This window comes from Caballeronia terrestris, from assembly GCF_001544515.1.
Classification (GTDB): Bacteria; Pseudomonadota; Gammaproteobacteria; order Burkholderiales; family Burkholderiaceae; genus Caballeronia; species Caballeronia terrestris.
The window spans coordinates 1-2,596 of the sequence record NZ_FCOL02000262.1 but is presented as its reverse complement, the minus strand read 5'-3'; the positions used below and the strand labels follow the sequence as shown (position 1 = coordinate 2,596).

Sequence of the window (2,596 nt, the reverse complement as noted above, 5' to 3'; positions counted from 1 at the left end):
ATCGGGTAAGTCATGAGATGCTCGAGTTGCACGAGTACGTTGAGTTGCGACAACTGATCGTGGGGTTTCAGCCTGCCATCGAGAGGACCCTCGTGTTTGAGGCGCAACGCTGCGTCGTTGGCGTGCTTCAGCCATCTATCGAGGTTCGGCGTTTGCAGCTTGGCTTTGCGTGTGTACACGGCTTTCATCGCACCGCACTCCGAATGCCCGCACACGACGATATTCGCAACCTTCAACACCAGCACTGCGTACTCGATCGCGCTTGCCTCTGAAACGTCACCGGTAGAAACCCCCTCTGCGGTCGCTGGCGGTATCAGGTTGCCCACGTTGCGCATCGTGAAGAGATCACCCGGATGAGTCGACACAAGCAGGTCGGGCACAACCCGGCTATCCGAGCACGTGATGAAGAGCGCATCAGGTGTCTGCGCGAGCGCCAGTTTGCTAAACTGCTTCGCATAGTGCGGCAGCATTTTCTCGCGGAATTCGACGATGCCCTCTATAAGCTTGCGCATGGTTCGCCTCTGGAAGGGCTAGCGGTTTGCCTTCGAAGCGGCCGAACCTCCGAGCCCTTGCAGATCGGGGATACGGGCCAACGCCAGGTCCTCCGCAAACGGATGCTTCAATACGATCGCGCGATCGAGCAGTGCCAACTCGGCGTGCAATGCATCATGACGATCCTCCGGCAGGGTTTCGATGAGGTTCTCTATCGCTGCGCGCAGACGCCGCGCGATCTGAAGGCTGCCCGCGCCGTACTGTCGTATCTCGCGAAAGCTGATATGCACGAAGTCTTGCCAATTGGGCGTGCGAAAGATAACGCGCACCCGCCCCGACCTGTCCGTTATCTCTTCGATGTGCAAAGACCGTTTGCCTACCATGCGCAGGAGTCGGTGTAACTGATCGATCGCAAGCACCGCCGTGGTGGGGTCATTGATCGCCGCCGACAGCGCCTTTAATGCAATGTCCACCAGGATGCGAAACGCGAACATCGGGTCCTGCTCCATGGTGCGTTCCGTCCCGAAAGCGACGAGTGTGCGCAACCTGCGCTCGTCGATTGCTTTAGATTTTCCATACAAATAAAACAAGGGTTCGTCCTCTGCGACGAAATCGCCGACCTGCGGCACGAATACGATGATGATGTCGGCACGCTGGGCGTTCGCGATCAGCATTTCCAGATTCACGGCCAGAACGATGGCGGATTTGCCGCGCTGACGAACGACGCGATCAGGAGAGCCTCGCCCTTTGTCATGTTCCGACGGGGAAGGTAGACTCGCGGCCGGCTCGGGGTAAACGCTCTCGATGACCGCGATTCCTTGCTCCCCGACGCGCGCCACGAGGCTGACGGGACGCAGGAATTTCGCGGCGTAGTCTATGAGGAAAAGGAAAGCGACGACCGAAGCGAATCCGAATAACGCTGCAATGAACACTTGAAGCTGGTGTACCTCATCCTCACCCATCCAGCTTAGCGTTCTATTGGCGAACAGCAGTGTGAAAACGAATAGCCCCGATATGCCGCGGATGATGTTGTCGCGCAGCAATGTCGTCGCGATGATGCGCGGGGTGTACTGTCCGCCAGCGACCTGGATTGCGACGAGCAGCGAACCGAACGTGAATACCAGAAACGCCATGTCTGCAGAAACGATGTCACCGAGCAACGACCGCGCCCCTGTCATGGACAGTCCGAGAAAGCCGGTCTTCGGATCGAGGGTCCCCTGTCTGATCATCCACCTTCCCACCATTTCAGTCACAGGCTTCACCACGGCATAGACCGCGACCGCGATGAGCGGCACAGTCCACAGCGAAGATCTCAGGTAGCTCTTTAAACTGTACCGGCGATTCCAGTCCATGCTTTGCGTTCTCCCTTCGCTTCATATTGCATCGGGCGGCGCTGGAACGTCCAAAACTTCATGCATTTGCCGCGATGCACGACCTGCAACGGCGCAAGCTCTGATCACGCGGGTCGAGGCCAGACAGCTAACGGCCTTGGGACGCTCGATAAACCGAACTCGCCGGTCATGAGTTAGTTTCGCTGGCATGGGTGAGGCTACGGACGCGTGAACCTTCCCAGATGAAATATGATCTCTGAACTATAGGCCAGTCAATGAGACCTTAGGCCAACTCGTCAGGAACCTCGTGGGACTTCTCGTCTAGTCCAATCCTCTGAAAATCCACTGAGAGCGTCGCTACGATGCGCAGCGTGAGTATGCGCAAGCCCAACCACGACGGCGAGGGTGTGCTTGCCTATGCCTTGAAGATCGTAAGTTTGCCGGGGAAACACGAAGGTCTGTACTGGCCTACCGAAGCTGATGACAACTCGAGTCCGCTTGGCGGGGTGTTCGTCAATCGAGTTCGCGCAGTACGCAGAATGCCGGCTACTATGGGTACACGCGCCCGGCGGTGCCTATGATTACATCGTGTGAGGCAAGCCGTCCGGCGGATTTGCCGTCATTGCATGGCCGGTGAAATACGGAGACACTGGAATCAAGACCTTCATGGTGAAACGTTCCGGTCAGGTCTATGAGCGGAATATCGGACCCGATAGCGCAGCCGAAGCGGAGGCCACGAAGTCGTTTGACCCGGGTGCGGGCTGGAGCAGGTT

At 57.7% G+C, this 2,596-nt stretch carries 2 protein-coding genes and 1 pseudogene; 1 reads left to right on the top strand and 2 read right to left on the bottom strand.

The window, feature by feature from the left end; all coding sequences use genetic code 11:
• Both AWB67_RS36240 and AWB67_RS36235 read right to left on the bottom strand, forming a co-directional pair.
• A partial coding sequence (locus AWB67_RS36240) for a carbonic anhydrase (RefSeq protein WP_087660667.1) occupies nt 1–512 on the bottom strand: 512 nt, incomplete at its 3' end.
• 18 nt (nt 513–530) lie between these two features.
• Nucleotides 531–1,844, bottom strand: a complete 1,314-nt coding sequence (locus tag AWB67_RS36235) for a DUF2254 domain-containing protein (RefSeq protein WP_087660666.1) — start codon at nt 1,842–1,844, stop codon at nt 531–533.
• A gap of 337 nt (nt 1,845–2,181) precedes the next feature.
• Between AWB67_RS36235 and AWB67_RS36230 the strand changes: the two are divergent.
• A pseudogene (locus AWB67_RS36230) lies at nt 2,182–2,596 on the top strand (DUF2950 family protein); the annotation flags it as partial.